General features: G+C 64.8%; 19 protein-coding genes and 1 pseudogene. 11 read left to right on the top strand and 9 right to left on the bottom strand.

Features of this window, described 5'->3' with window-relative positions; translation table 11 throughout:
• Positions 1-106 precede the first annotated feature (106 nt).
• From Q8L25_RS08220 to Q8L25_RS08245, 6 genes are read left to right on the top strand one after another with little or no spacing between them, the layout of a single operon-like run.
• Complete coding sequence (locus tag Q8L25_RS08220; RefSeq protein WP_308924394.1) at positions 107-2,137, top strand: TonB-dependent receptor domain-containing protein; 2,031 nt, start codon at positions 107-109, stop codon at positions 2,135-2,137.
• 22 nt (positions 2,138-2,159) lie between these two features.
• Complete coding sequence (locus tag Q8L25_RS08225; RefSeq protein ID WP_374694248.1) at positions 2,160-3,134, top strand: siderophore ABC transporter substrate-binding protein; 975 nt, start codon at positions 2,160-2,162, stop codon at positions 3,132-3,134.
• 14 nt (positions 3,135-3,148) lie between these two features.
• Complete coding sequence (locus Q8L25_RS08230; RefSeq protein ID WP_374694249.1) at positions 3,149-4,144, top strand: ABC transporter permease; 996 nt, start codon at positions 3,149-3,151, stop codon at positions 4,142-4,144.
• Positions 4,144-5,106, top strand: coding sequence for an iron chelate uptake ABC transporter family permease subunit (locus Q8L25_RS08235; protein ID WP_308924396.1), 963 nt, complete (start codon positions 4,144-4,146; stop codon positions 5,104-5,106). Before Q8L25_RS08230 ends, Q8L25_RS08235 begins: the two co-directional genes overlap by 1 nt.
• Positions 5,103-5,861 carry an ABC transporter ATP-binding protein gene (locus tag Q8L25_RS08240; protein WP_308924397.1) on the top strand — a complete coding sequence of 253 codons (759 nt, stop codon included), beginning with the start codon at positions 5,103-5,105 and terminating at the stop codon, positions 5,859-5,861. The genes Q8L25_RS08235 and Q8L25_RS08240 overlap by 4 nt, the downstream gene beginning before the upstream one ends.
• 11 nt (positions 5,862-5,872) lie before the next feature.
• Positions 5,873-6,337, top strand: coding sequence for a Fur family transcriptional regulator (locus tag Q8L25_RS08245; RefSeq protein WP_308924398.1), 465 nt, complete (start codon positions 5,873-5,875; stop codon positions 6,335-6,337).
• On the opposite strand, the gene Q8L25_RS08250 is transcribed toward Q8L25_RS08245, so the two are convergent.
• From Q8L25_RS08250 to Q8L25_RS08285, 8 genes and pseudogenes are all read right to left on the bottom strand, one after another.
• A complete protein-coding gene (locus Q8L25_RS08250) occupies positions 6,334-8,817 on the bottom strand; it encodes a TonB-dependent siderophore receptor (RefSeq protein ID WP_308924399.1) in 2,484 nt (827 codons plus the stop codon). The two genes, Q8L25_RS08245 and Q8L25_RS08250, sit on opposite strands and share 4 nt — an antisense overlap.
• Before the next feature lie 92 nt (positions 8,818-8,909).
• Positions 8,910-9,689 carry a FecR domain-containing protein gene (locus tag Q8L25_RS08255; RefSeq protein ID WP_308925687.1) on the bottom strand — a complete coding sequence of 260 codons (780 nt, stop codon included), beginning with the start codon at positions 9,687-9,689 and terminating at the stop codon, positions 8,910-8,912.
• Between the two features lie 60 nt (positions 9,690-9,749).
• Positions 9,750-10,226: pseudogene (locus Q8L25_RS08260) on the bottom strand (sigma-70 family RNA polymerase sigma factor); the annotation flags it as partial.
• Positions 10,227-10,438: 212 nt separating this feature from the next.
• Positions 10,439-11,569, bottom strand: a complete 1,131-nt coding sequence (locus tag Q8L25_RS08265) for a YbdK family carboxylate-amine ligase (protein WP_308924400.1) — start codon at positions 11,567-11,569, stop codon at positions 10,439-10,441.
• The gene (locus Q8L25_RS08270; protein ID WP_308924401.1) at positions 11,570-12,757 is read right to left on the bottom strand and encodes a cation:proton antiporter; all 1,188 of its coding nucleotides are present in this window, start codon (positions 12,755-12,757) and stop codon (positions 11,570-11,572) included.
• 304 nt (positions 12,758-13,061) lie between these two features.
• Entirely contained in the window at positions 13,062-14,231 is a 1,170-nt protein-coding gene (locus Q8L25_RS08275; protein WP_308924402.1) for a hypothetical protein, read from the bottom strand.
• The gene (locus tag Q8L25_RS08280) at positions 14,225-14,848 is read right to left on the bottom strand and encodes a GNAT family protein (protein WP_308924403.1); all 624 of its coding nucleotides are present in this window, start codon (positions 14,846-14,848) and stop codon (positions 14,225-14,227) included. The genes Q8L25_RS08275 and Q8L25_RS08280 overlap by 7 nt, the downstream gene beginning before the upstream one ends.
• Positions 14,849-14,857: 9 nt before the next feature.
• On the bottom strand, positions 14,858-15,727 hold the full coding sequence (locus Q8L25_RS08285; protein ID WP_308924404.1) for a MoxR family ATPase: 870 nt from the start codon (positions 15,725-15,727) through the stop codon (positions 14,858-14,860).
• Between the two features lie 220 nt (positions 15,728-15,947).
• Here Q8L25_RS08285 and Q8L25_RS08290 point away from each other — a divergent pair, with 220 nt between their 5' ends.
• Together Q8L25_RS08290 and Q8L25_RS08295 are read left to right on the top strand one after the other, a co-directional pair.
• A complete protein-coding gene (locus Q8L25_RS08290; RefSeq protein WP_308924405.1) occupies positions 15,948-16,277 on the top strand; it encodes a cytochrome c in 330 nt (109 codons plus the stop codon).
• 11 nt (positions 16,278-16,288) lie between these two features.
• The gene (locus Q8L25_RS08295; protein WP_308924406.1) at positions 16,289-16,630 is read left to right on the top strand and encodes a cytochrome c; all 342 of its coding nucleotides are present in this window, start codon (positions 16,289-16,291) and stop codon (positions 16,628-16,630) included.
• Here the strand turns inward: Q8L25_RS08295 and norR are convergent.
• Positions 16,627-18,171: a nitric oxide reductase transcriptional regulator NorR gene (gene norR, locus Q8L25_RS08300; RefSeq protein WP_308924407.1), complete on the bottom strand. Its 1,545-nt coding sequence runs from the start codon at positions 18,169-18,171 to the stop codon at positions 16,627-16,629. The genes Q8L25_RS08295 and norR overlap by 4 nt on opposite strands.
• A 150-nt stretch (positions 18,172-18,321) precedes the next feature.
• Between norR and nirK the strand changes: the two genes are divergently transcribed.
• Genes nirK through Q8L25_RS08315 form a run of 3 tightly spaced genes read left to right on the top strand, consistent with a single transcriptional unit; the run spans position 18,322 to position 22,777 of the window.
• Positions 18,322-19,788 (top strand): copper-containing nitrite reductase, encoded by a 1,467-nt coding sequence (gene nirK / locus Q8L25_RS08305; RefSeq protein ID WP_308924408.1) that lies wholly within the window; start codon positions 18,322-18,324, stop codon positions 19,786-19,788.
• A gap of 22 nt (positions 19,789-19,810) precedes the next feature.
• Positions 19,811-20,488, top strand: coding sequence for an iron-sulfur cluster repair protein YtfE (gene ytfE, locus Q8L25_RS08310; RefSeq protein WP_308924409.1), 678 nt, complete (start codon positions 19,811-19,813; stop codon positions 20,486-20,488).
• Positions 20,489-20,503: 15 nt separating this feature from the next.
• Positions 20,504-22,777 (top strand): nitric-oxide reductase large subunit, encoded by a 2,274-nt coding sequence (locus tag Q8L25_RS08315; protein WP_308925688.1) that lies wholly within the window; start codon positions 20,504-20,506, stop codon positions 22,775-22,777.
• Positions 22,778-22,783 lie beyond the last annotated feature (6 nt).

The following is a 22,783-nucleotide window of genomic DNA, read 5'->3' on the forward strand; positions in this document are numbered from 1 at the left end:
TTTAACGTTGCCGATACGCAAAAATCGCTGATTATAATGCGAATCGTTCTTATTCTCAATTGTGTAACAGGGCGCTTGCCGCTGCGCCGACTACCTGAAAGTCCCCATGAAAAAGCTCTCCGTGGCGCCGTGCGCCCGTTTCCTGTTGCCCTGCGCCTTGAGCGCCGCCGTCGGCGCCGCCTGGGCGCAAGCGCCTGCCGCAACCGCAGCGGCGGCCGTGCCGACCGTGGTGGTGACGGCCTCCGGCGCGCCGGTCGACATCAAGGATGCGCCGGCCAGCATCAGCGTCATCACGCGCGAAGAGATCGAGCGCCAGCCCGTGTACGACCTCAATACCCTGCTGCGCCGCATCCCCGGCGTGACCGGCGGCACCAGCGCCACCGGCGAGCAGTCGAAGATCAAGCTGCGCGGCTTGCCCGAAAAATACACCCTGATCCTGGTCGATGGCAAGCGCCAGGGCAGTTCCACCGACACCGCCTACCGTCCCGACCAGAGCCGGCAGGACCTGAACTGGATCACGCCCGACATGATCGAACGCATCGAAGTGGTGCGCGGCCCGATGTCGTCGCTGTACGGTTCCGACGCGATGGGCGGCGTGATCAACATCATCACGCGCAAGGTGCCGCGCCAGTGGGGCGGTTCGGCCACCCTGAACTATACCGCCGCCGAGGAATCGGGCCGTGGCGACGCGCACCAGGCCAGCGTCAACCTGGCCGGCCCGCTGTCGCAGGCTGTCGGTATCCGCCTGGGCGCCAGCAAGAAGCGCCAGGTCGCCGATTCCGTCAGCACCGGCAACCGCGCATTCGGCGGCGTGGGCGGCGAGCGCAATGACAATTTCACGGGTCAGCTGAACTGGAAGATCGCCGAGCGCCAGAGCATGTCGGTCGATGTCGCCTACGGCAAGCAGCAAGCCAGCGGCGGCGGTGGCCTGGGCGCCACCGGCGTGCCGGTGATCGAGGCCTTCGGCGCCAGCGAACTGACGCGCAAGAGCGCCGGCATCGGCCATGAAGGGCGCTGGGGCTTCGGCAAGACCAAGGTCAATCTGTACCACAACGCCTACGACAGCAAGATCAGCGGCCACACGGCGAAATCGAAAGATACCTTGCTCGACGCGACTTTGGAAAAACCGTTCAAGTTCGGCGTCGACCATCTGCTGACCCTGGGCGGCCAGTGGAAGGACGAAGAGCTGACCAATACCCGCACCATCGGCACCGTGCCCACCGATTACCTGGGCAATGTGGCCAGCGGCTCGACCCTGTCGGTGACCACCGCCGCCGTGTTTGCGGAAGACCAGATCTTCCTGCGCGAGGACCTGACGGCCACCGTCGGCGCGCGCCTCGATCACCATGAAAAATTCGGCAACAACACCAGCCCGCGGCTGTACCTGGTGTATCGCCCGGCCGAAGCGTGGACGGTGCGGGGCGGTATCTCGAAGGGATTCCGCGCACCGAGCCTGAAGGAAAATGCGCCGAACGCGGTGACCAGTTCGCGTGGCAACGGCTGCGCGGGGCTGCGTCCGTTCGGCTATGTCACCGGCACCTGCTACATGGCCGGCAACCCGGACCTGAAACCGGAAACAAGCACCAGCGCGGAACTGGGCGTGGCCTTCGAGCGCGCCGGCTGGGATGCGGGGCTGACCTTCTTCCACACCGATTTCAAGAACAAGATCGACTACGCGCCGCTGGGCTTTTACCAGGGCCTGTGGTGGACCATGATGGAAAACATCCAGAAGGCGCGCACGCGCGGCCTGGAGGGAACCTTGGCCATCCCGCTGGCCAGGAGTCTCACCTTGCGCAACAACCTGACCTACATGATCGAGGCGAAGAACCTGTCCACCGGCGCGAGTTTGCTGAACACGCCGAAGGTGTCGCTTTTCTCGGCGCTGGGCTGGCAGGCCAATGACAAGGTGTATGCCGAACTGTCGGCCCAGCACACGGGCAAGCAGCTGGGCGGCGGTTCCATCTACACCAAAAAATACACGATCACCGATGCGACGGTTTCCTACCGCATGAACGACAAGCTGACCGTGCGCGGCGGCGTGCAGAACCTGTTCGAGGAAGGCCCGGAAACCGTGGGCGTGGCCGACAACTATGTGCAGGGCCGCCGCTTCTTCGCCGGTCTGACCGCGCGTTTTTAAACTGAACTGACTGGATACCATCATGATGAATTTTGCTGCACACACCAAACGCCGCTCGCTCGGCATGCTGCTGGCCGGCGCGCTGGCGCTGGCCGTCCTGCCGGCCCAAGCCCAGGAGACCCGGAAGATCAGCCACGCCAAGGGTGAAACGGTGATCCCGGCCGCGCCGAAAAGCGTGCTGGTATTCGACCTGGCCACGCTCGACACGCTACAGGCGCTGGGCGTGGACGTGAAAGGCGTACCGACCGTGAAAATGCCGGCCCATCTGGCGCAGTATGCGGACGCGAAATACGTCAAGATCGGCAGCCTGTTCGAACCCGACCTGGAAGCGGTACACGGCGCCAGGCCCGACCTGATCATCACCGGCGGGCGCTCGGCCGCCAAGTATGCGGAACTGGCAAAGATCGCGCCGACCATCGACCTGACCGTCGACGCGAAGAATTTCCTGCCCAGCGTGTACCGCAACGCCGAGACCCTGGGCACCATCTTCGGCAAGCCAGCCCAGGCCCAGGCCCAGGCGCTGGTCAGGCAGAACCAGGATGCCATCGCCGCCCTGAAAACGGTGGCGGCGAAAGGCGGCAAGGGGCTGATGATACTGACCAATGGCGGCAAGATGAGCGCCTACGGTCCCGGCTCGCGCTTCGGCGTGCTGCATGACGGCTTCGGCATCGTGCCGGCGCAAACCAATCTGGCGCAATCGAACCACGGCCAGGCGATCTCGTTCGAGTTCCTGCTGCAGACCAATCCGGACTGGCTGTTCGTGCTGGACCGCGACGCCGCCATCGGCCGCGAGGGATCGGCCGCCCAGCGCCTGCTGGACAATGAACTGGTCCGCAAGACCACCGCCTGGAACAAGAAGCAGGTGGTCTACCTGGACGCCGCCAACTGGTATTTGCTCGGCAGCGCCGGCCAGGGTGCGCTGCGCGCCAATATCGCGCAGATCAGCAAGGCCATGGGTGCCGCCGCTCCCGCTGCTCCCGCCACTGCCGCCAAGTGAGTCGATAGATGGTGTTGAGTAGTCCGAAGTCGGGCGGCGCCGGCTGGCTGGTGTTGCTGGCGCTGCTGGTGCTTGTGCTGGCCTGCGCCAGCGTGCTGGTGGGCGCCAGCGATGTGTCGATGCTGGCCCTGCTGGGCATCGGCGGCGCGCCGGCCGACCCGATGGCCTCGCAACTGCTGTTCGCCAGCCGGCTGCCGCGCACCGTGGCCTTGATCCTGTCGGGCATGGCGATGGCGGTGGCCGGCATGATCATGCAGATGCTGGCGCGTAACCGCTTTGTCGAGCCGTCGACGGCCGGCACGGTCGAATCGGCCAGCCTGGGCGTGCTGGCCGTGGCCCTGTTCGCGCCAGAACTTCCCCTGTTCGGCAAGATGGTCGTCAGCGCCGGATTCGCGCTGGCCGGCAGCCTGCTGTTCCTGGCGATCCTGCGCCGCATTCCGCAGCGCTCGTCGCTGATCGTGCCGCTGGTGGGCCTGGTGCTGGGCGGCGTGATCAGCGCCGTCACCACTTTTTTTGCGCACCGCCACGACATGCTGCAATCGCTGCACGCCTGGTCGACCGGCGACTTCTCGGCCGTGCTGCGCGGCCGCTACGAGCTGCTGTGGATCGGCTTTGGCCTGACCCTGCTGGCCTGGCATACCGCGCACCGCTTCACGGTGGCCGGCATGGGCCGCGATTTCAGCGCCAACCTGGGCCTGCGGCATGGCCGCATGGTGGCGCTGGGGCTGTTGATCGTCGCCACCGTCACGGCGGTGGTGGTGGTCACCTCGGGCATGGTGCCCTTCCTGGGGCTGATCGTGCCCAATCTGGTCAGCCTGATGTTGGGCGACAATGTGCGCCGCGCCGTGCCTTGGGTGGGGCTGCTGGGCGCGGCGTTCGTGCTGGCCTGCGATATCGCGGGGCGCCTGCTGCTGCATCCGTATGAAGTTCCGATCGGCACCGTGGTCGGCATCGTCGGCAGCGCGCTGTTTCTATTTTTGCTGCTGCGCACGCGGGCGAGGGTGGGCTGATGGCTGTTTCGATATCTTCTTCCGCGCGGCTGTGGCTGCTGGGCGCACTTGCGCTGGCATCGATGGTGGCATTCATGACCATCGGCGCCAACGGCAACTGGGCCTTCGTGCTGCCGCACCGGGGCGCCAGGCTGGCCGCCATGCTGCTGGTGGCGTATGCCATCGGCGTGGCCACGGTGCTGTTCCAGACGATTACCCACAACCGCATCCTGACGCCTGCCGTGATGGGCTTCGACGCGCTGTATGTGCTGATCCAGACCGTCCTGGTGTTCACGCTGGGGCTGGAGCGCCTGGGCGGGGTCGACGTGCGCCTGAAATTCGGCCTGGAGCTGCTGCTGATGGTGGGCCTGGCTTGCCTGCTGTTCCGCTGGATGTTTTTGGGCGGCACCCAGCGCAGCCTGCATCTGATGATGCTGGTCGGGATCGTCTTCGGCCTGCTGTTTCGCAGCGTGACCAGCTTCATGGTGCGCATCATCGACCCGAATGAATTCGTGGTGCTGCAGGACCGCATGTTCGCCAGCTTCAACCTGGTGGCGCAGGACCTGCTGGCCGTCTCCGCGCTGGTGGTGCTGGCCGCCAGCGTGGCCGGCTGGCGCATGTGGCGCGCGCTCGACACCCTGGCGCTGGGGCGCGAACTGGCCATCAACCTGGGGCTCGACTACCGCAAGCTGGTGATGCGCGTGCTGGTGCTGGTTGCCGTGCTGGTGTCGGTATCGACCGCGCTGGTCGGGCCGGTGACCTTCTTTGGCCTGCTGGTGGCCAACCTGGCCTACCAGCTGATGGGCAGCGACAAGCACCGCCTGGTGCTGCCGGCGGCCATTTTGCTGGGCGCCACCATGCTGGTCGGCGGCCAGGTGATCCTCGAGCGCGTGTTCGGCTTTGCCACCGCGCTGTCGGTGGTGATTGAATTTTTGGGAGGACTGATGTTCATCTTTATTCTGCTGCGCCGGAAGGCCGCATGATCGCCGCCGATGCGGTATCCAAACGCTACGGCGACACGCTGGTGGTCGACAATGTCACGCTGGTGATTCCGGCCGGCGGCGTGACGGCCATTATCGGCCCGAACGGCGCCGGCAAATCGACCATGCTGGCCATGATCAGCCGCTTGTCTCCCATGTCGGCCGGCAGCGTGACGGTCGATGGGCTCGATGTGACAACCACGCCGGGCGAGGTGCTGGCCAGGCGCCTGGCCATCCTGCGCCAGGACAATCATTTGACCCTGCGCCTGACGGTGCGCGAACTGGTCGCCTTTGGCCGCTACCCCCATTCGGCCGGGCGGCTGACGGAGAACGACCGCGTGCATGTGGAGCAGGCGCTGGGCTACCTGGGCCTGGAGGCGCTGGCCGAACGCTTCCTCGATGAATTGTCGGGCGGGCAGCGGCAACGGGCCTTTGTCGCGATGGTGCTGTGCCAGGACACCGATTACGTGCTGCTGGACGAACCGCTCAACAGCCTCGACATGCGCCACGCGGTGGCGATGATGAAGCTGCTGCGGCGCGCCGCCGACGAGTTGCACAAGACGGTGGTGCTGGTGCTGCACGATATCAATTTCGCCTCCTGCTATGCCGACCATATCATCGCCATGCGCGACGGCAAACTGGCGGCGCAGGGCACGCCGCAGGAGCTGATCCAGCCCGAGGTGCTGCGCGATCTCTACCAGGTCGAGGTGAAGGTGCACCAGATCGACGGCCAGCGCATCAGCGTTTTTTATACGTGAAGGAGCGGTCCATGACCACCGATGAAATGGCCGGCGCGCTGGTGCAGGCCGGCCTGAAGGCGACGCCGCCACGGCTGCTGATCTTGCAGCTGTTTCATGAGTCGCATGAAAAGCATCTGACGGCGGAAGACGTGTTCCGGCGCCTGATGACGGGCGAGAAAAACGCCAGCGTGGCCACCATCTACCGCGCGCTGATGCAGTTTGCCGATGCGGGTTTGCTCGAGCGCAGCCACTTCGACAATGGCGCGGCGATCTTTGAACTGGGCAGCGGCGAGCGCCACGGCCACCTGGTCTGCAAGGGCTGCGGCAAGGTGACGGAATTCGTCGACGCCGCCATCGAACAGCAGCAGCGGGTGGTGGCGGCCGAACACGGCTTCGTGCTGTACCGCCAGTCGCCGCTGCTGTATGGCCTGTGCGGCGGCTGCGCCAGCAGCCATGCGGCGCTGGCGGTGCAGCCGGCCGATGTCATACCCTAAAACTTCGTGCGCAAGGTCAGCATGATATTGCGCGGTTCGCCGTAGAAGCCTGTTTCGAACAGGCCCAGGCCCGTCAGGTATTGTTTGTCCAGCAGGTTGTTCACATTCAGGCTGGCCGTGACGTGCTTGCCGATCTCGTAGCGCGCCATCAGGTTGACCAGCGCGTAGCTGCCCTGCGCGATGCGCACATAGTCTGCGGCCGCCGGGTTCCACAGCTTGCCGTAGTAGCTGCTTTGCCAGTTCACACCGCCGCCCACCGTGATTTTTTCCAGGCCGGCCGGCAAGCGCCAGCTGCCCTGCACGCGCAGCAGATGGGCCGGCTGCGTGGTTTGCAGCATGGTGGAAAACACGTCCTCGCCGTCCTTGTCGCGGCTGTGCGTGTAGGTGTAGCCGGCGCTCAGTTTCACGTCCTTTGCCACTTCCCCCGTCACTTCCATTTCCAGGCCGCGGCTGGTGATGCCGTCGATCGCCTCGTACGCTTCCTCGCCGTTGACGGCGCCCACGTAATTGGCCACATTGCCCTGGCGGATCTGGAACAGCGCGGCGCTGGCGTTGACCCTGCCCTGCAGGTATTCGGCTTTGACACCGGCTTCAAAGCCCTTGCCGCGCACGGGCGCCAGGAAGTTGCGGTTGATATCGCGGTTGCTCTGCGGCGCAAAGATGCTGGTGTAACTGCCGAATACGGAGTACGTCCGGTCGAGGTCATATACCACGCCCGCATACGGCGTGACGACATTGTTTTCCTCGATGCGCGCGACGATGGGGGCGGTGGCTGCGTCGATAAAGGTGCGCTGCTGGTCCTGCCGGTAGCGGCTGACGCGCGCGCCAACAATCACCGACAGGGCGTCGGCGGGACGCAGGCGCGCGGCGCCATACAGGCCGCTCTGGCGCGTGCTGTCGTTGTCGTTGCCCAGGCGCGTAAAGGCCGGCTGCGCATACTGGCCGCGCCAGTCAAAGTAGCTGCCCGCGACGGGCGGGTAGACCGATTCATGGACGGGGCCGTGCTGTTTCGCCGTCGAGGACGAATAGCCGAACATCGCCTCATGCTGGCGGCCAAAGGCCGTGAACGGGCCATTGAGGTCGAGGTTGACGGTGCCCTGGCGGCGCTTGCCCGCATACTGTCCCATGAAGAAATAGGCGCCTTCGCCGGTGACGGGGTCGGGATTGCCGCCGCTGGCCGACCCGAGCACGCTGTCATGCTCGCTGCGCAGCATATTGGCGCTGAACTTGAGCTTCCACTCGCTGGCAAAAGTGTGTTCCAGCGCGCTGAACAAGGTGGTATTTTTCATGTCGCGCCGGCTCCAGCCGGTGGCCGGATTCCACGAGGTGGGGAAGTCGGTGCGCGTGCCGTTTGCCAGCAGCACCGGAAAGCCGGTCCAGGTCGAGCCGCGCGGCTTGTAGTCCTGGTGGGTGAAACCGGCCGTGAGCAAGGTGAGGGGCGTGAGGTCCGCTTCGATGACGCCGTAGGCGACCGATTTCCGCTGCTGGTAGCGGTCCAGGTAGGAATGCTTGTGCTGGTACGCGCCGACCAGGCGCGCGCGCACCGTGCGGCTTTCGTTCAGCGCGCCCGATACATCGGCTTCGGCGCGGTAGTTGTCCCACGAGCCGGCGCCCACCGTGGCCGAACCGGTGAAGTCGGCGGTGGGGCGCTTGCGCACCATGTTGACGGTGGCCGACGGGTCGCCCGCGCCGCTCATCAGGCCGGTGGCGCCTTTCAGCACTTCGATGCGGTCGTAGATCGCCATGTCGCTGTTGGTGGTGCCCCAGTCGTACACGCCGTCGTAGATGGCCGACACGCCGTCGTACTGGAAATTGGTGACGGCAAAGCCGCGCGCCCAGAAGCTCCATCGGTCGCTGTCGTAGTTCTGCACATTGACGCCGTTGACGTTTTTCATGACGTCGGACACCGCATTGCTGTTCTGGTCATCCATCTGCTGGCGCGTGACGATGGTCAGCGACTGCGGCGTTTCGCGCTGCGTCAGGGCCAGGCCGGTGGCGCCGCTGGCCGGGCCACCGGAGTAGCTGCCGGTGCCGCCGGTGACGGCGCTGCGTTCCTGCGCCGCCACCACCGTCACGCCGCTCATCACGGCCATGCCACGGCTGTCGGCGCCGGCTGCCGGCGTGCCGGCCGGGATCTTTTGCAGCAGATAGCCGCCATTGGGCTGCGCCACCGCCTGCAGGCCGCTGCCGGCGAGCAGAATACGGAAACCGTCCTGCAGGCTGTGACTGCCCTGCAAACCGGCGCTGCGCAAGCCCTGCGTGGCCTCTCCGGAGAACGACAATAAAATCGCGCTGTCGCTGCCGAAGCGCGTCAGCACGTCGCCCAGCGCCCCGGCGGGAATGCTGTAGCTGCGCAGCTGCTGCGCCTGGGCTTGCGCGTGGGCGGGAAGAACCAGCGCCATGCCGATCTGCGACAGGGCGCAGGCGAGGACGGTGCGGACCAGGAGTGAGCGTGGGGCGTGACGAGATGCTGGAAACATGTAAAACCTTTCGTGGATGCGCAAGATGGAGACTGCCTGTACTCCAGGTCACGCGAACACGCTTGAACAGCTCACTTTATCGAAAATATTTTTCAGCGCGCCGCCAGTTGGACCTTGGCCACCTGCCGTCCCCAGAAGCGGGTGACGGTATCGCGCCGCAATTGCAGGCTGGCGCAGACGGCGTCGAGGATGGCGTCCAGGTCGGCCAGCGGGTAGGAACCGGACACGCGCAGGCCGGCCACCGCCGGCGTACAGGTCAGCGGATGCTCGCTGTAGCGCGACAGCTCGGCCAGGAAGGCGTCGAGGCGCATGTCGCGCGCCACCAGCATGCCGTTGAGCCAGGCGCCGCCATACGGCGTTAGCGCCACGCGGTGCTGGCTCGCCGGCGTGAAGTGGGCCGCTTCACCGGGGCGCAGCACCAGGCGCTGGCCGCCGGCTTCGTCCAGCACGGCCACCGCGCCTTCGAGCACGCCGGCGCTGGCGTACCGGTCGTGCACACGCACCGTAAAGCGCGTGCCCAGCGCCTGCAGAGCGCCATATGGTGTGCTGACAAAAAAGGGGCGCCGGGCCGCATCCCTGGCGGTGGCGATAAAGATTTCGCCGGCCAGCAGCGTGATGCGGCGTTGCGCGCCGCTGTAATCGATATTCACGGCGCTGGCGGTATTGAGCGTGAGCTCGGTGCCGTCGGCCAGCGCGATCGTGCGGCGCTGGCCGATGCCGGTACGGTAGTCAGCGACCCAGCCGCGCCAGGCCGTGCCGCGCTCGATCATGCAGAAGCCGGCGCCACCGGCCAGCAGCAAACATAGCGAGGCCAGGGCCTGGCGGCGCGCCGCGCGCGGCTGGGCGCATGCGCGCAGCAGGGCCGCGCGCATGGCGGGGTCGACGCCGGCGTGCTGCGTTTGCAGCTGCCGCCAGGCCTGCGCCGCAGTGGCCGCGCGCAGCAGATGGCGCTTGACGGTGGCCAGCGAGACGCCGAGCTGGCGCGCGATATCTTCCTGTGGCAGTTCATCGAGCTGGCGCAATAAAAAGGCGCGCTTGACGGCGGGCGGCAGGGCGTCGAGCGCGCGGTCCAGGTCCAGCAGGGTCGCCAGCAGCAGTGTCTGTTCCTCGGGCGAGGGCGCATGCAGGGGAGGCAGTTGGGCCAGCAGGTCCAGGTAAGCGCGTTCCAGCTTTTCGCGGCGGTAGTGGTTGAACAGCACGCGCTGGGCGACGGTGGCGAGAAACGCGCGCGGTTCGCGCGCGGCCACCGCATCGTCGCGGTCCAGCAGGCGCACAAAGGTATCGTGGGCCACGTCCGCCGCGCCGGCCGGGCTGCCCATCTTCTTGCGCAGCCAGCCCTGCAGCCAGCCGTGGTGGTCGGCATACAGTGCCGCGATTTCCTGGCGTTCCAGCGGCTCTGCCAGCGGCATCGCGTTCCCCTTGCAAGACCGATTTAGTTAATAGGAATCATTCTCAACTATTGTAGCAAGCGGGGGAGGGGGTGTAAATGTGGGGTGTGGTTTTTTGGCGCTTCGATCGCGCTGTTTGAACCCTGGAAGCAAGGATTGGGGTCGGACCCTGCAGGGACTCGGCGTCCCCGTCCGACCCCGGCATTTCAAGGGCCTGGGTGCGGGGATACGAATCAATAGTTCATGGGCTCACCGCGAAAACATCTGATCGCCGAATCGACCATGCCCTCGGCGCTGCCCTGCAGGTTGTACTGCTTGCGCAGGTACTGCGCGTCGCTCCATTGCTTGGCCACATCGGACAGGTGTTTCAAGGCCTGCGTGCTGCCCAGCGCTTCACCGTGCGGTTCCATCTTGCGCAGGGTGGTCATGATGTCTTCGCGCAGCGACATGGTCTCGTAGGTCTTCGGGTGCGTGATGGCGCCGTCCAGGCCGAAGCGGCAGGCCTGGAAGCGGTTGTAGTTGTACACCAGGTAATCGTCTTCCACCGGCGGCGTTTCTTTGCGTTCCAGCAGGTAGCGGCACAGCGCCTGCAGGTAGGCAGCCAGCGCGGCCGCGCGTTCCACCGTCAAAGGCGTGTCGCACACGCGCAGTTCGATGGTGCCGAATTCCGGCTTGGGGCGGATGTCCCAGTAAAAATCCTTCATGCTTTTGATGATGCCGGTGTTTTCCATCTTGGCGAAATACTCGTTCGAGAACTGGTCCCAGCTCAAGGTGAACGGCGCGCGTCCGCTCATCGGAAACGCGAACACGGAATTCAGACGGGCCGAATCGAACAGCGTGTCGCGTCCCTGCACATAGGGCGAAGACGCCGACAGGGCAATGAAGTGGGGGATATAGCGGTTCAGCGAGTGCAGCAAAAACATGGCGTCGTCGCCCGAGGCGCAGCCGATATGCACGTGCTGGCCGAAGATGGTGAACTGCTTGGCCAGGTAGCCGTACAGTTCCGAGATCTCCTGGAAGCGCGCCTTGGAAAAGATCTTTTGCGACGACCATTGCTGGAACGGGTGGGTGCCGCCGCCGGCGATGCCGATATTGAGCTTGTCGCCGGCCGTGATCAGGGTGTCGCGGATTTCCTGCAGCTGCGCCAGCAGCGGTTCATGGTGGGTGTGCACGCTCGAATTAATCTCGATCATGCTTTCGGTGATTTCGGGCGTCACATTGCCGGGAAACGGTTTTTTTCCCAGCAAATGCAGCAGGTCGGGGCTGGCCGCCGTCAGGTCGTAATCCGACAGGTTGACCAGTTGCAGTTCGAGTTCGACGCCGAAGGTCAGCGCGGCCGATTGGCCAAAGGGTTCCAGCGGCATTTAGCGCTCCTTGATTTCATGGGTTTCTTTTGCCAGCATCAGCACGCGCTGCACCAGCACGGGGCCGAGCAGTTCGAGCATCAGCGTGATGGCGGCCAGCGCATTCAATTCGTCGCCGAAGTTCACGCCCAGCTGGCGTGCGTGTTCCAGCAGCAGGATGATGAAGACGGAGACGGGTGTCAGCGCCACGCCGGTCAGGATGCCCTTGCGCCACGAGATGCCGCTGACATGCGAGAACGCCGCCACGCCCACCACCTTGGTCAGCAGGCGGCCTGCGATCACGGCGCCGGCCAGCGCCGCGCCGGCCGTCACGCTGGACCATTCCAGGGTCGAGGCGGCGTACACAAACAGCAGCACGGTCAGCAGTTCGCCCAGCGCGCCGAAATTGCGCTGCGCCTGGCTGAAGGCCACGCGGCGGTGGCGCGCCACCAGGCCGAAGGTGAGGGTGGCCAGCAGCGGCGACAGGCTGGTGGTGTAGGTCAGCGCGACCAGCAGCATCACGGACAAGGCAAACGCCACGGTGGCGTCCTGCGCCATATTGCCCAGGCGGCGCAGCATGGCCGGCACCACGATGCCGAACACGGTGCCGGCGGCCACCGAGGCGGCCAGCACGGCGGCGCTGCTGCTGGTCGCCTCGATCAGGTCGGTCGAGCTGTGGAACATCCAGAAGCCGACGATGATATTGAAGGTGAACACGGCCAGCACGCAGTTGAGCGCCGTCAGGTGCACCAGGCGCTCCGTCACCTGGCCCGAGCTGCGTTCTTCATTGATGACGCGCATGATGGTGGCCGGCGAGGTCGACATCGACAGGGACGCCAGCAGCAGCGCCGTCATGCGCGAGGTGTCGAATTCGAGCGCGATGAAATACACAATGGCGAAGGTGCCCAGCGCTTCGACCAGGCCGGCCACGGCGATCCAGGGATTGTTCTTCAGCCAGCGCAAATTGATGCGGTAGCCGACCTCGAACAGGATCAGGCCAAAGGCCACGTCGGCCAGCACCAGCATCGGGCCGGCGTCCGTCTGTGGCAGGATGCCGACCTGCGCCTGGGCCAGGATAAAGCCGATCACGCCATAAAAGCTGATGCGCGGCAGGCCGGTCCAGCGGTGGCCGAATTCGCCGATGACCCAGGCCACCGTGATGGCGAACGGCCAGGACAGGTCGGCGGCGATAGCGAGAAGACTTTGCATGCTGATTCCTTTGTAGTAGCGCCGTCACCGGCCGGCAGCGTCAAGGCTGGCGCGGCAAAAACATGGTGCAGCGGTAGTGCATGTGTTGCGCAGACGTTAATGCGTACTTCCTGATGCGCCGATTCTACCGGAGCAGGAAGCGCGCGCGATGTTCGCAATCGAACGGTGAGGCGGCCATGGCGGCCGCGCACGGGGTGCTGCATGGGGGCGGAAACAGGTCCGCCCGGTGATGTCGTGCAGCAGTGTACGGCATGGCGGCCCGCTACCGCCATGGACTTTTTGTTATACGGCCTTGGTGACTTGTTTATTTGCTGAGCAAACGCATGCCCCGTTCCAGGCCGTCGATCGACAGCGGGAACATGCGGTCGTTCATCAGCTGGCGCATCACGCCGATCGACTGGCGGTACTGCCACAGGCCTTCCTGCTCCGGATTGAGCCAGATGAATTTCGGGAACGCGGCCGTGAATCGCGCCAGCCAGGTGGAACCCGCTTCCTCGTTGTTGTACTCGACCGAGCCGCCCGGGTGCAGGATTTCATAAGGGCTCATGGTGGCGTCGCCGACGAAAATGAGCTTGGTGTCGGCCGGATATTTGCGCAGCACGTCCCAGGTGGGGAAACGCTCGGCGTTGCGGCGCCGGTTGTTCTTCCACAGATAATCGTAGACGCAGTTATGGAAGTAGTAGAACTCCATGTTCTTGAATTCCGTCTTCGCCGCCGAGAACAGTTCCTCGGTGCGCTCGATATGGTCGTCCATGCTGCCGCCCACGTCGAACAGCATCAGCACCTTGATGCGGTTCTTGCGCTCGGCCCGCATGCGGATGTCGAGGTAGCCGGCGTTGTTGGCGGTGGCGGCGATGGTGGCGTCCAGCGCCAGTTCGTCCTGCGCGCCCTCGCGCGCGAACTTGCGCAGGCGCCGCAATGCCACCTTCAGGTTGCGCGTGCCCAGTTCGCGCTCGCCGTCGTAATCCTTGTAGCTGCGCGCCTCCCACACTTTCACCGCCGTGCGGTTGCCGCCCTTGCCGCCGATGCGGATGCCTTCCGGGTTGGTGCCGCCATTGCCGAACGGCGAAGTGCCGCCCGTGCCTATCCATTTGCTGCCGCCTTCATGGCGCTCCTTCTGCTCCTTCAGCAGTTCATTGAGGCGATCCATCAGCTTGTCGTAGCCGAATTTTTCCAGCTGGGCCTTCTGCTCATCCGTCAGCTCGCGCTGCATGCGTTTGAGCAGCCAGTCGAGCGGAATCGCCGCATTCGTCTCGAAGGCCGCGTTGATGCCCTTGAAGTACTGCGCAAAGGCGCGGTCGAACTTGTCGAAATGGGCTTCGTCCTTGACCAGGGTCAGGCGCGCCAGATAATAAAAATCATCCATCGACGCGTCGATCACGTTCTTTTGCAGCGCCTCGAGCAGCGTCAGGAATTCCTTGATCGAGACCGGGATCTTCGCATCCTTGAGGGTGAAAAAGAAGTCGATCAGCACGGCGCCTCTCCCGCGCGGGGCAGGGCCACGATGGGCCGCTGCGCCAGCTTGTAGCGCAGGTGCGCCGCGATTTCCGGCCATTCGCCGCGCGTGATGCTGTACATGACGGTGTCGCGCACGGTGCCGTCGCGGCGCAGCGCATGATGGCGCAGCACGCCGTCCTTTTTCGCGCCCAGGCGTTCGATGGCGGCCTGCGACGCATGGTTGAAGTTGTCGGTGCGCAGGCCCACCAGCGCGCAATCGAGCGTGTCGAAGGCGTGCGTGAGCAGCAGCAGTTTGCAGCTGGTATTGACGTGGCTGCGCTGGCAGCGTTTGGCATACCAGGTGTAGCCGATTTCCGCCCGGCCCACCTCGGGCAGCACGTCGTGGTAGCTGGTGCTGCCCAGTACCTCGCCGCTGGCGATATCGACCACGGCAAAGGCGAAGCGCGAGGGGCGCATTTCGATGGCCTTGAAGATGTACTGCTCGACCTGGTCCGGCTCCGGTACCGAGGTGACGCGCAACTGCCACAGCTGGCCGTCGGCGGCTGCCGCGCGCAAGCCTTCGGCGTGGTGCGGCGCCAGCGGTTCGAGCCGGATGCCGTTCAATTCAAGGCTGACGGGAGCGATATCTTTCACGGCCACTCCTTAGCGGTTGGTGCGCGACATGAACATCAGGCGCTCGAACAGGTTCACGTCCTGCTCGTTTTTCAGCAGCGCGCCATGCAGCGGCGGCACCACGGTTTTCTGGTCGCCACTGCGCAGCGCCTCGGCCGGGATATCTTCGGCCAGCAGCAGCTTGAGCCAGTCGAGGAATTCCGAGGTCGACGGCTTTTTCTTCAGGCCCGGCACGTCGCGCACGGCGTAAAAGGTCTGCAGCGCCTGCGCCAGCAATTCCTGTTTCAGGTTCGGGTAGTGGACGGCGACGATCTGCTCCATCGTGTCCTTGTCCGGGAATTTGATGTAGTGGAAGAAGCAGCGGCGCAAGAAGGCGTCCGGCAGTTCCTTCTCGTTGTTCGAGGTGATGATGACCAGCGGACGGTGGCGCGCGGTGACCATTTCGCGCGTTTCATAGACATAGAATTCCATGCGGTCCAGTTCGCGCAGCAGGTCGTTGGGGAACTCGATATCGGCCTTGTCGATCTCGTCGATCAGCAGCACCACCGGCTCCGGCGCCGTGAAGGCCTGCCACAGCACGCCCTTGACGATGTAGTTCTGGATATCGCGCACGCGCTCGTCGCCCAGCTGCGAGTCGCGCAGGCGCGACACGGCGTCGTATTCGTACAGTCCCTGCTGGGCCTTGGTGGTCGATTTGATATGCCACTGCATCAAGGGCATGTTCAGCGCGGCCGCCACTTCCTCGGCCAGCATGGTCTTGCCGGTGCCAGGCTCGCCCTTGATCAGCAGCGGGCGCTGCAGGGTCAATGCCGCATTCACGGCCAGTTTCAGGTCGGCGGTGGCGACGTAGTTATCGGAGCCTTCGAAGCGGTGGCCTTGCTGTGGGTGCGGTGCTTGCATGAGCGGTTCTGCCGGACGGTTGAAAGGATTCGAGTATAAACAGAACTGTGGCGGACTGCCACGCCGGCGGCCTGTACCCAGGCTGCACACGCGCTGTTTATGTAGGTGGACTTGCAAGATTATCTTGGTTAGAATCGGCAACTACCAGCCGTCAATACATAAAATCAAAAAAAACCAGCCTTCGCGTTTCTCCGATTACCTTTGTTCACTTTGTGCCAATATGAAAAAAATAATTGCACTCCTCTTGCTTGCAGGCATAGCCAATGCCGTCACAGCAGCTGACATCGCAGGAAACGCCAAGGCCGGGACAGCCAAGGTGGAAATGTGTATCGGATGCCACGGCATCCCTGGCTACAAAGCCACTTTTCCTGAAGTCTTCCAGGTGCCGATGATAGGCGGGCAACCCGCCAAATATATCGAAAACGCGCTGAAAGCGTATCAGAAGGGCGACCGCAAGCACCCCACCATGAAGGGCATCGCCGCCAGCCTGTCGGACCAGGATATCGCCGACGTGGCGGCCTATTATTCGCAACAAGCCAAGCCCAACTGAGGACCAGCCAGATGAAAAGACTACTCGCCGCCCTGTTGTGCTCGGTAATATCCTGCGCGGCTGTCGCCGCCGGCAATATCAATACGGGCAAGGCCCTGGCCGAAAAATACAGCTGCGCCACCTGCCACGGCAAGGACTACGCCTCGCCGATCGACCCTTCCTATCCCAAGCTGGCCGGCCAGCACCGCGACTACCTGGAACATGCGCTGACCGCCTACAAGCGCGGCGACGCTCCCAATGGGCGCAACAACGCCATCATGACGGGCCAGGTCAAGCCGCTGAGCAACCAGGATATCAAGGACCTGGCCGCCTACTTCCACAGCCTGCCGAAAAGCCTGGTGCTGCGCCGCTAAGGTTTTATCCCCACTCTGCGCGCCAGCTTGTGCAGATTGCTGGCGTCCAGCCCCAGCTGGCGCGCGCTGGCGGCCCAGTTGCCCTGATGCTGGCGCAAGGCCTGGCGGATTGCCTGGCGCTGGCTCGCTTCCACGATCTGCTGCATGGTGGCCGGCTGGCCGTCTGACGGCTGCGGCGGTGGTGCTTCATCTGCGCCGCCAGGCATCTCCACGCCGTCCAGGTCCAGCATGTCCGGCTCCAGGGTCACGATCTGCCTGCGGTCCGCGCCGCGTATCACCGCTTTCAGCGCGGCGCGGCTGATCACATGTTCCAGCTCCCTGACATTGCCGGGCCAGCGGTAGTGGCGCAGCGTGTCTTCGGCGGCGTTCGACAGCCGCAGGCTGCGCAGGCCCAGGCGCGCGCGGTTCAGTTCCAGGAAGCGCCCGGCCAAGAGCAGCACGTCGTGGCCCCGTTCGCGCAGCGGCGGAATCGGCACCGGATACACCGACAGCCGGTGATACAGGTCGGCGCGAAACGTGCCGTCGCGCACATGGTCGCGCAGGCTGCGGTTGGTGGCGGCGATCACGCGCACGTTCACGCGCCGCGGCTGGTCGGCGCCCAGGCGCTGGATCTCGCCGTTCTGCAGGGTGCGCAGCAGCTTGGCCTGTATCGACAGCGGCAATTCCCCCACTTCATCGAGGAACAAAGTACCGCCTTCGGCCGCCTCGAAACGGCCCGGCCGGTCGCTGACGGCGCCTGAAAACGCGCCACGCGCATGGCCGAACAATTCGCTTTCGGCCAGCGACTCGGGCAGTGCCGCGCAATTGACGTGCACCAGCGGTTTGCCGGCCCGGCGCGACAGCCGGTGCAGCCGGTGCGCGCACAATTCCTTGCCCACGCCCGTCTCGCCCAGCAGCAGCACCGGCAGTTCCGAGTCGGCCACCACTTCCAGTTCATGCAGCAGCTGGATAATGGCCTCGCTCTGGCCCAGGAAATCGCTGTCTTCGCGCGTTGCTCCGGTGCTGGCCTGGGCGGCGGCGCCGGACACGCGCAGGGCGCGGATTTCCGCTTCCAGCCGCGTCACGCGCACGGCGGCCTCGATGGCGCAGGCCAGTTCGCCCAGCTCGCGCTGCGCCTGGCCGTCAAAGGCGCCCACCTGCAGCGCATCGAGGGTCACCACGCCCCAGCGCTCGCTTTCCAGGTGCAGCGCCATGCCCATGCAGTCGTGCACCGGCAGCGGCACACCTGGCCGGTCGGCGATCAGGCCGTCGTAAGGGTCGGGCATGGCGCTGTCGTGATGAAAGCAGGTCACGCCGCGCCGGCGCAAGATGGTCGCCAGGCGCGGATGGTCCTTGACCAGGAAGCGGCGCCCCAGGGTGTCGCTGACCAGGCCGTCCATGGCCACCGGCCGCAAATGCTCGCCGTCCAGTTTCAAGAGGGCCACCGCGCCGCAGCCGAAGTGGGCGCGCAGGCTGACGACCAGGCGCTGCAGGCGCACGGCCACCGGCAGGTCGGCCACCAGGTCGGTCAGCAACAGCAAATGGGTCGTGGTAATGGTCATGATCACCACGCAGGGTACATCCGACCGTTTACCGGCACGGTCATTGCGACCCTGTGTTTTTCAATTCCTTGATTTGAAACGGGTTTTTCCTGGCATGCGAGTTGCGTTATTACAACTGCCAACTCGGCATACAAGACCAAGGATCGTTTCATGAAACCGACTCTCCCCCTTTGCGCCATCGCCGCCGCCCTGTGCCTGCTGTCGCTCGATGCACCGGCGCTGGCCGCCGCAGCCGCCCCCATCGCCAAGGCCGCCGCCAGCGCGCCCGTCACGCGCCGCCATGAACTGCAAACCAATATCGTCGACGGCAAGATGGTGTTTGTCGATGCCAAGGGCCAGGTCAACCCCGTGTTGACGGCCAATACGGGCGACACCATCGAGCTGGTACTGAAAAGCGGCGAGGGCGCCGAGCATGACCTGGTGATCCCCGAACTCAATGTCGCCTCCGCCAAGTTCAGCACCGGCAGCGGCAAGATCACCGTGCGCTTCAAGGTGACCAAAGCTGGCAGCTTTACCTATTACTGCTCGATTCCCGGCCATCGCCAGATCGGCATGGAAGGCAAATTGCAGGTCAGCGGCCCGACCCTGGCCGACGCTGGTGCCGCTGCCGCGCCGGCCACCAGCACCGGCGGCGACGCCAGTTCGGCCGCGCTGGCGCTGTACACGCCGGCGCCGTCGCCGATGCGCGGACCGGACCCCGCGGCCGTCAGCGTGGCGGCCAATCCGGCGCAGGTGCCGGCGGCCATCGGTGCGCGCGCGCCGCAGCTGCTCAAGTACCGCATGGAGACGGTGGAATTGCCCGGCAAGCTCGATGACGGCACCACGTTTACTTATTGGACCTTCAACCGGCAGGTGCCCGGCCCCATGCTGCGCGCCCGCGTCGGCGACACGGTGGAGCTGACCCTGTTCAACGCCAACGACAGCAAGATGATCCACTCGATTGACCTGCACGCGGTGACGGGCGGCCATGGCGGCGGCCAGCACACGCAAGTTGCGCCGGGCCAGGAAAAAAACATCACATTCAAGGCGCTCAATCCGGGCCTGTATGTGTACCACTGCGCGACGCCCTTGGTGCCGCAGCATATCGCGGCCGGCATGTACGGCATGATCCTGGTGGAACCGGAAGGCGGCCTGTCGAAAGTCGACCGCGAGTACTACGTGATGCAGGGCGAGATGTACACGGGCCGCCCGCACGGCGCGCCCGTGCACCAGGAAGCGAACCTGGAAAAAATGGCCAACGAGCTGCCCGATTACTACGTCTTCAATGGCGAAGTGGGCGCGCTCAGCAAGACCCACAAGCTGCAGGCGAAAGTCGGCGAGACCGTGCGCATCTACTTTGGCGTCGGCGGCCCGAACAAGATTTCATCGTTCCACATCATCGGCGAGATCTTCGACAAGGTCTACAGCGAAGGCTCGATCAGCAGTCCGAAACACGACGTGCAGACCACGCTGGTGGCGCCGGGCGGGGCGACCATCGTCGAGTTGAAAGTCCAGCACCCGGGCAGCTACCTGCTGGTCGACCATGCCCTGTCGCGCGCCGGCAAGGGCGCGGTCGGCGTGCTGGAGGTCACCGGCGAACCCGTTCCCGGTGTATTCCACGCCGGCGCCCATCAATAACCTACACTTTCAAGGAGCAATCATGGATTTCATCGACCAGTCCCTGGGCCAGCTGGCCCGCCGCATTCCGGGCGCAACGCGCCTGTTCGACGCCCACCATCTCGATTTTTGCTGCGGCGGCAACAAGACCCTGCGCGCGGCGGCGGCTGCCGCCGGTGTCGACACGCAGCCCATTGTCGACGAACTGCAAGTGCTGCTGGAACGCGGCGACGCGTCCGGCGAAGGCGAATGGCAGGATGCCTCTGCCGCTGAACTGGTGGCGCATGTGCTGGCGCGCTACCACGCCGTGCACCGCGAGCAGCTGCCTGAGCTGATACGGCTGGCGCGCAAGGTCGAGCAGGTGCATGGCGACCGGGCCGACTGTCCGCATGGCCTGGCCGATCAATTGTCAAGCATGGCGCAGGAGCTGGAAAGCCATATGCGCAAGGAAGAAAACGTGCTGTTCCCGATGATCGCCGGTGGCCATGGGGCGATGGCGGGCGGGCCGATCAGCGTGATGCGCATGGAGCACGACGACCATGGCGTGGCCCTGCGCGCGATCGAGCAGCTGACGAACGGCATCGTGGCGCCAGCCGGCGCCTGCACCACCTGGCGCGCGCTGTACACGGGATTGCGGACCTTCCGCGAAGACCTGATGGCGCATATCCACACTGAAAACAATATCCTGTTCGAGCGCTTTGCGCCGGCCATGGTGCATTGACGAAGAAAGACGATGATGGGGCAATATAAAAAACTCTGGTTCACCTTGATCGGCGTGCTGATCGTGACCTTTTCGCTGCTGGGATACTATGGCGCCGAAGTGTACCGGCAGGCGCCGCCGATTCCTGCGCAGGTCACCGCGCCGGGCGGCAAGCTGCTGTTCGACCGCGAAGGCATCCTCGACGGCCAGACGGCCTGGCAATCGGTGGGCGGCATGCAGCTCGGCTCCATCTGGGGCCACGGCGCCTACCAGGCGCCCGACTGGACGGCCGACTGGCTGCACCGCGAACTGATGGCCTGGCTGGAACTGGCCGCGCAGGACCGGCACGGCAAGGCCTACGCGGCGCTGGATGGCCCGGCGCAGGCGGCGCTGCGCGAAGCGCTCAGGCTCGAATACCGCGGCAATGGCGTCGATGCGGCGCAGGAGCTGCATCTGTCGGCGCGCCGGGTCGAGGCGATCCGCGTCACCGCCAGCTACTATGACCAGCTGTTCTCGGACGCGCCCGCGCTGCGCACCAGCCGCGAACACTACGCCATGAAGGAAAACACCCTGCCCAGCGCCGAACGGCGCCAGCAGATGACGCAGTTCTTTTTCTGGACCGCGTGGGCCGCCGCCACCGAGCGCCCCGGCCTTGACGTCACCTATACCAACAACTGGCCGCACGAACCGCTGATCGGCAACCACCCCAGCGGCGAGAACGTGGTGTGGTCGGTCGCCAGCGTGGTGGTGCTGCTGGCCGGCGTCGGCTTCCTGGTATGGGGCTGGGCCTTCTTGCGCGACCATGACGAGCCCTTGCCGGCGCCCGGAGCGCGCGACCCCTTGACGACGTTTGCCCTGACGGCTTCGCAGCGGGGACTGGGCAAATACCTGTTCCTGGTGGTGGCGTTGTTCATCTTCCAGGTATTCATCGGCGGCTTCACGGCCCACTATACGGTGGAGGGACAAACCTTTTATGGCATCGACGTTTCGCGCTGGTTCCCGTACGCGCTGACACGCACCTGGCATATCCAGGCTGCGCTGTTCTGGATCGCCACCGGCTTCCTGGCCGCCGGCCTGTTCCTGGCGCCGCTGATCAATGGCGGCAAGGATCCGGCTTGGCAGCGGCTTGGGGTCGATGTGCTGTTCTGGGCGCTGGTGGTCGTCGTCGTCGGTTCGTTCATTGGCAACTACCTGGCGATCGCGCAGGTGATGCCGCCCGAATGGAATTTCTGGCTGGGCCACCAGGGGTATGAATACGTGGACCTGGGCCGTTTGTGGCAGATCGGCAAATACGTCGGCATCCTGCTGTGGCTGGCCCTGATGCTGCGCGGCGTGGTGCCGGCGCTGCTGGTCAAGGGCGGTGACAAGAACCTGCTGGCGCTGCTGACCGCTTCGGTGGGCGCGATCGGCCTGTTTTATGGCGCCGGCCTGTTCTACGGCGAGCGCACGCATTTGTCGGTGATGGAGTACTGGCGCTGGTGGGTGGTGCACCTGTGGGTCGAGGGTTTCTTCGAAGTGTTCGCCACCACGGCGCTGGCCTTTATCTTTTCCACCCTGGGCCTGGTGTCGGTGCGCATGGCCACGGCGGCCAGCCTGGCCTCGGCCTCGCTGTTCATGCTCGGTGGCATACCGGGTACCTTCCACCACCTGTACTTTGCCGGCACCACCACGCCGGTGATGGCCATCGGCGCCAGCTTCAGTGCGCTCGAAGTGGTGCCGCTGATCGTGCTCGGTCACGAAGCGTGGGAAAACTGGCGCCTCAAGGATCGTGCAGCCTGGATGGAAAACCTGCGCTGGCCATTGATGTGCTTTGTCGCGGTGGCCTTCTGGAACATGCTGGGCGCGGGCGTGTTCGGCTTCATGATCAATCCGCCGATGGCGCTGTACTACATCCAGGGCCTGAACACCACTCCGGTGCACGCCCATGCGGCGCTGTTCGGCGTGTACGGTTTCCTGGCGCTGGGCTTTACCCTGCTGGTGCTGCGCTATCTGCGGCCTGACTATCGCTACAGCAAGGGGCTGATGAGGACGGCCTTCTGGGGCCTGAACGCGGGCCTGGTGCTGATGATCTTTACCAGCCTGCTGCCGATCGGCATCATCCAGTTCCACGCCAGCGTGACCGAAGGCCTGTGGTATGCACGCAGCGAGGCATTCATGCAGCAGCCCTTGCTGCAGAATCTGCGCTGGGTGCGTACGTTTGGCGACGTGGTGTTTATCGTCGGCGCGGTGGCCATGGCGCTGCAGGTGGTGCTGGGGTTGCTGGGCAAGGCGAAGGCGCCCGCGCTGCCGCAGGCGGTAAGGCCAGCTTGACTAGTT

Origin of the sequence: Janthinobacterium sp. J1-1 (genome assembly GCF_030944405.1) — a bacterium.
Lineage (GTDB): Bacteria > Pseudomonadota > Gammaproteobacteria > Burkholderiales > Burkholderiaceae_D > Janthinobacterium.